Source organism: Streptomyces cyslabdanicus, assembly GCF_052663305.1.
This window is the reverse complement of record NZ_JBQRUW010000012.1, coordinates 238,080-244,079: the sequence shown is the minus strand read 5'-3', so window position 1 is coordinate 244,079 and position 6,000 is coordinate 238,080. Positions and strand designations below refer to the sequence as shown.

Sequence of the window (6,000 nt, the reverse complement as noted above, 5' to 3'; positions counted from 1 at the left end):
GTTTTTCTCCGTTCCCACGGCGGGGTCCTCTCGGAGGGGGTGTCGGAAGCCCCTCGGCCGTGTCGGGCCCGCGCCGGCTCCGGTCAGCTCGTCGCGTCCGCCAGGGCCAGTTCGTGCAGGCGTTCCGGGGGGCCCGGGCGGGCGTAGTACCAGCCCTGGGCGGTGTCGCAGCCCAGGACGCGCAGCTGCTCGGCCTGGGCGCCGGTCTCCACGCCCTCCACGGTCACCGCGAGGTCCAGGCTGTGGGCGAGCGCGACGATGCCCTCGACGATCTTCAGGTCGACGGGGTCGGCCGGGAACTGCTGCATGCCCCGGGTGAAGGAACGGTCCAGCTTGAGCACGCTCACCGGCAGCCGGCGCAGGTTGGCCAGGTTGGAGTAGCCGGTGCCGAAGTCGTCCAGGGCGATGTCGACGCCCATCTCGGCGAGCCGGCGCAGCGGCTTGAGCAGGTCGTCGTCGGCGCCGATGAGCGCCGACTCGGTGACCTCGAGGCACAGGGCGTCCGGCCGCACACCCGCGCGCTCCAGTATGTCGACGGTGTCCTGGACCAGCCCGGGGTGGGTGAGCTGGCACGGCGAGAGGTTGACGTTGATGCGCAGCGGGCCCCCGGTGCCGTCCTCGTACAGCTCCCGCCACCGGCGGGCCTGGCGCACCGACTGCTCCATGACCCAGCGGCCCAGCGGGACGATCAGCCCGGTGTGCTCGGCGAGCGGGATGAACCGGTCGGGGCCGAGGACGCCATGCTGCGGGTGCAGCCAGCGCACCAGCGCCTCGGCGCCGCGCACGCTGCCGTCGCCGAGGTGCACCAGCGGCTGGTACTCGATGAAGAACTCCCCGCGGTCCAGCGCGGTCGGCAGCGCCGTGGTCAGTCCGTGCCGGGTGATGGCGCGGGCGTCGGCCTCCGGGTCGGCGAGCTCGAAGCGGTTGCCGCCGGCCGACTTGGCCCGGTACATGGTGATGTCCGCGCTGCGCAGCACTTCCGCGGCGCTGCGCTCGCCCGCCGGTCCCTCGACGATGCCGACGCTGCCGCGTACGGCCAGTTCCCGGCCGTCGATGCGGATCGGGGCGACCAGCGCGTTCATGATCCGGCCGGCGAGCTCGTCGACCTCGTGCCGGGAGCCGGGGCCCGTGGTCAGCGCGACGAACTCGTCACCGCCGAGCCGGGCGACCATCTCGCCGGGCCCGGTCGCGCAGGCCTGGAGCCGGTCCGCGACCTCGACCAGCAGCCGGTCGCCGGCCGCGTGGCCGAGGCTGTCGTTGATGGTCTTGAAGCCGTCCAGGTCGAGATAGCACAGGCCGAAGCGCCGGCCCTCGCCCGCGTTCAGCGCCTTCTCCAGGCGTTCGAAGAACAGGGTGCGGTTGGGCAGACCGGTGAGCGCGTCGTGGGTGGCCTCGTACCGCAGTCTCAGATTGAGCAGCCGCCGCTCGGTGGTGTCCTCCATGAGGGCGAGCTGGTACTGCGGACAGCCGTCGGCGTCGCGGAGCAGGGAGACGGTCAGGTTGGTCCACAGAACCGTTCCGTCCGGCCGGTAGAAGGCCTTCTCCACGTGGTAGTGCTCGCGCTCGCCGCGCACCAGCTCCTCGTACAGCCGGCACATGTGCGGAGCGTCGTCGGCGTGCGTCCACTCGCGCACGTTGCGGCCACGCACGATCTGCTCGGAGCCGCCGAACATGCGCAGCAGCGCGCTGTTGACCTGGAGGACGTTGCCCTCCAGGTCGGCGATGGCGATGCCGATCGCGGCGCCTTCGAACACGGCGCGGAAGCGGGCCTCGCTGGCGTGCAGGGCCTGCGCGACCACGCCCTGGGCGCGCAGCGCCGCCTGGGCTATCGCCTCCTGCTCGGCCAGCGTGCGTTCCCGCAGGGCCCGCGCGAACCCGGCCGCCATCGAGTGCTGCAACCGCGCGGAGCGGGCCCGCAGGTCCTCCTGGTCGCCGCCCTCGCCGCAGTACAGCACGAGGTAGGAGTCGAGGCAGTCGAGGGAGCGGCTGAGTGCCTCGGGCGCGGTGCAGTGCGTGTCGACCAGGGCCGCGCCGACCGCCTCGCCCTCCCCCGCGTCGAAGGTCCTCTCCCGCAGCGCCGCGCTCAACCGGCGGGCCAGCGGCAGGAGCCGCTCCTCGAACTCCGGGCGCGTCAGCGACGTCGAGGTGACCGGGAAGACGGCCCGGCTCCAGATCGTCGTCAGCCGGCGCAGTCTGTCCTCCGGCCCGTCCGGCTCCGCGCTCACGCCGTACGCCCCACGCCTGCGAAACCGGAGAAGGCATAAGGGTCCTCGTCCTCCGGCGCCGTACGGGGCCGCCAGTTCGGCATCGGCACCAGCCCGGGTTCCACCATGTCGTACCCCTCGAAGAACCGCGCGATCTCCTCGCGCGAGCGCATGATCAGCGGATTGCGTATGTCCTTGTACACGTCCACCAGGGACCTGCTCCGTGTCGCGGGCAGCGGGATTCCCTCGTACGAGGCATGGGTGAGGACGAGCAGGCTGCCCGGCGCGAGCGCGTCGCGCAGCTCCGCCACCGCACCGTAGGGGTCGTCCGCGTCCTCCACGAAGTGCAGTATGGCAACGAGGAGCAGCGCGACCGGCCGTTTCAGGTCGATCAGCCGCCCCAACCGGGGGCTCGCGAGGATGTCCTGAGGCTTGCGCAGGTCGGCCGCGACCACGTCCGCGTCCTCGTTGCCCGCCAGAACGGCCTTGCTGTGGCTGACGGCCACCGGGTCGTGGTCGACGTACACGACCCGCGCGCCGGGCCGGGCGGCCTGGGCGACCTCGTGGACGTTGCCGAAGGTCGGGATGCCGGATCCGATGTCCAGGAACTGCGTGACGCCCTCGTCCAGGGCGAACTCCACGGCCCGGCGCACGAACGCCCGGTTGGCCTGCATGACCTTGGGCAGTCCCGGCATGAACTCCAAGGCCCTGCGGGCCGCTTCCCGGTCGACCTCGAAGTTGTGCGAACCGCCCAGGTAGAAGTCGTAGATGCGAGCGACGCTCGGCACCGAGATGTCGATGCTCCGCGGCGCCCAGGCGGGACGCTCCATCCGTCTCTCCACTGCGTAGGCGGGCCGGTGTTCGAGCTGAGGCTACTGATCGCCCGCCGAACGGGCGAGCCGGAAACGGAAATTGACCATCCGTTCCCGGCCACCACCTGCGCTTCGGCCCGCTCCACGCACCCGCATCGCGGTGAATTGCCTTGATCTGCGCACACGGCGGACCGCCCCCTCCGCGCGGTGCGGAGGGGGCGGTCCGGTCCGGGTCCGATCTGCCGGGGCGCCGGTCCCTACTGCGGGGCTCCGATCGCCTTTCCGTCGGGGGAGACGGCGAACCACGTGCCGCCGACTCCCTGGCCGTTGACGTCTCCGGGCAGCTTGTCGCCGGAGAAGGTGTACAGGGGCCAGCAGTTGACGGTCATCTGCTTGACGCCGTCGGGCCGGGTGAAGGGCATCAGGCCCTTCTTCACCACGCCCTTGGTGTCGTCGGAGGCGACGGGCGCCACCGCCGGCCACTTCTCCAGGCAGGAACCGGTGCAGGCGGAGACCGACTTCGGCCACGCCTGGTCCTTCGTGAAGCGGTAGACCGTCATGCCGTTCTTGTCGACGACGACGTCGCCCAGTTCGGTCTTCTTCACGGACAGGCCCGGCAGCTTCGCCAGCGAGGCCTTCTTGCCGTCGGGCGCCAGCGCGAACCACTTGCCGTTCACGCCCTGGCCGCTGGTCTGGCCGGCCTTGGTGTCCTTCGCGTAGCGGTAGGCGGGCCACCCGCCGATGGTCAGCTGCTTGGTGCCGTCGGCGCGGGTGACCTGGCCCAGCAGGGCCTTGTCGATCCCGGCACCGGCCGTGGCGTCGTCCGCGGGAACCGGCGGCCAGGCCGTGGCGCAGTCGGCTTCGCAGTGGGAGTTGGGGGGCTTGGCCGTGTCGTCGTCGAAGCGGTACAGGGTCATCCCGGCACTGTCGGTGACCACCTTGCCCAGCCGCGCGTCGGCGGCGACCGCGAGTTCCCCGGCGGGCTGGGCGGCATCCGCGGAGTCCTGTCTGCCATTTGCGCCGTACCCGTTGCCGATGCCGTTGTCGGCGCTCGTCCCGGCGCTGCCGAATCCGCCGGCCTGGGCGGTCGCACCCACGTTCTGGCCGCCCGCCGAAGGGGCGCCTTCCTGACCGCACGCCGTCGTCAGCGCCAGCACGGCCGCGGCCGCCGCCACGAGTGAGGCGCTCCGCCAGGAGGTGTTCATCGTCAACTCCCCATAGTTTTAAGGGTGTTGCAGCGCCCTGCTGCGCCGCCGCACGACACTGGGTACGCAGGGCGCAGGCGGTTGTGTTCAACCGCGGCGGAGATTTCCTCCGTAGCTTTCCGAACCTGCGGCACGTTTCCCGCCGCCCCCCGTACGCGCGTACCCATCGACGGCGCCGCACCGGCCCGCCGATCAAACCTCCGACCTGCGGCTTCCCACCTTCGGGGCAATCCGCGCCCACCGTGGCGTGCCACGGTCCACGACAGCTCATGATCTCGCTCGTGCAACGACCCGAACCGACGCGACTCGCCCTGTCACTGCGGGTGTTGGTGCCGGCGCTGCTGGCGTGGACCTGTGTGGGCGGGGCCGCCGCCCCGGCCGCGGCCGACGCCTGCGCGTACGCCTCCACGGGCCCGGAGGGCACGGAGGCGGTCGCGGTGGCCGGTGGCGGCTCCTGGCCCTCTTTGCCGCCACTTCCGGCTCTTCCGGCTCTTCCGCCGCCGTGCCCACGGCCGACGCCGCCACCCAGCCCGACTCCCCCACCGACCCCAACGCCCACGCCCACACCCACACCCGAGCCTCCGGCGCCGAAGCCGAAGCCCACCCCCACTCCCAAGCCCCCGTCACCCCCGCGCCCGACGCCCGCCGCCCCGCGGCCCCGCCCCACTCCCCCACCGCCCGCGCCACCCCCGCCCCCCGCGCCGCCGGTCCCGAAGCCGGCGCCCACGCCCCGCCCCCATCCGTCCGCGGCACCGGTGACCTACCCGCGCCACCACACCCCTCCGCACCGGCCGACACCCCGGCGCAGCCCCTCGCCCCTGACCTACGTCCTGCTCATCGCGGTACCCGCCCTGGCCGCCGTGGCCGCGCTCCGCCCGCGCTGACCCCTGGAGGAACCCGTTGTCGGAATGGCTTGTTCTCCTTCTCGCGATGCTGGCCGCCTGCGCGGTGGTCGTGGTCATCACCCTCCTGCGGCACCGCACGAAGGCGGTGGACGACGACCCCACCGAGACCCCGGACGTCATCGAGTACATGACCATGTGGATCGGCGTGGTCTACGCCATCGTGCTGGGTCTGGCCATCGCCGGTGTCTGGGAGGCGCGCGTCGCCGCCCAGGACCACGTCCAGGCGGAGGCCCTGGCACTGCACGAGGTCTCCGAACGCGTCCGGGTCTATCCGCCCGACGTCCGCGACCACATCCGAGCCGACGTCAACGCCTATGCCGGACACGTCGTGACCACCGAGTGGAAGACCATGGCCGACCACGGCCATGTCACCGAGCGGGGCGACGAGCTGCTCGCCCGCGTCCGTGCCGACGTCACCGACTACCAGCCCAAGTCGGACTTCGAGGCGCAGGCCTACCAGCCGCTGGTGGACCAGGTGGCCGCCGCCGCCCAGGCCCGCACCGCACGCGCCGGCTCCATGGGGGCGACGATGCCGGGCGTGGTGTGGTTCGGTCTCATCTCGGGGGGCGTCATCACCATCGGGATGGTGTTCGCGCTCCAGATCCGGCGCACGAAACGGGAGCTGGTCCTCGCCGGGCTGTTCTCCGCGCTGATCGCCTTCCTCCTCTTCCTGATCTGGGACTTCGACGCCCCCTACAGCCGCGGCGTCTCGGCCACCGCCGGACCGTTCCTGGACCTGTTCCCCCATCTGACGGGCTGACGTGACGGGCTGACGGTCCCGCGCCGTGCCGGGGTCCCGGCCGTCGTGCGCGAGGACGGACGGGGACGGGTCCCCCGTGCGGCCCCTGTGAATCCCCTGTGCGGCCCAACGGTT

At 72.2% G+C, this 6,000-nt stretch carries 5 protein-coding genes; 2 read left to right on the top strand and 3 right to left on the bottom strand.

The features are described 5' to 3' along the window. Nucleotides 1–83: 83 nt before the first annotated feature. From ACTYVM_RS09615 to ACTYVM_RS09605, 3 genes are all read right to left on the bottom strand, one after another. Nucleotides 84–2,225, bottom strand: a complete 2,142-nt coding sequence (locus ACTYVM_RS09615) for a putative bifunctional diguanylate cyclase/phosphodiesterase (protein WP_445525472.1) — start codon at nucleotides 2,223–2,225, stop codon at nucleotides 84–86. Beyond that, a complete protein-coding gene (locus tag ACTYVM_RS09610) occupies nucleotides 2,222–3,034 on the bottom strand; it encodes an SAM-dependent methyltransferase (protein ID WP_445525471.1) in 813 nt (270 codons plus the stop codon). The genes ACTYVM_RS09615 and ACTYVM_RS09610 overlap by 4 nt, the downstream gene beginning before the upstream one ends. Before the next feature lie 239 nt (nucleotides 3,035–3,273). Continuing rightward, nucleotides 3,274–4,221 carry an SCO0930 family lipoprotein gene (locus ACTYVM_RS09605; protein ID WP_445525470.1) on the bottom strand — a complete coding sequence of 316 codons (948 nt, stop codon included), beginning with the start codon at nucleotides 4,219–4,221 and terminating at the stop codon, nucleotides 3,274–3,276. Between the two features lie 755 nt (nucleotides 4,222–4,976). Between ACTYVM_RS09605 and ACTYVM_RS09600 the strand changes: the two genes are divergently transcribed. Both ACTYVM_RS09600 and ACTYVM_RS09595 read left to right on the top strand, forming a co-directional pair. After that, nucleotides 4,977–5,105, top strand: a complete 129-nt coding sequence (locus ACTYVM_RS09600; RefSeq protein ID WP_445525469.1) for a hypothetical protein — start codon at nucleotides 4,977–4,979, stop codon at nucleotides 5,103–5,105. 16 nt (nucleotides 5,106–5,121) lie between these two features. Next, on the top strand, nucleotides 5,122–5,886 hold the full coding sequence (locus ACTYVM_RS09595; protein WP_445525468.1) for a bestrophin-like domain: 765 nt from the start codon (nucleotides 5,122–5,124) through the stop codon (nucleotides 5,884–5,886). The last annotated feature ends 114 nt before the right edge of the window (nucleotides 5,887–6,000 follow it).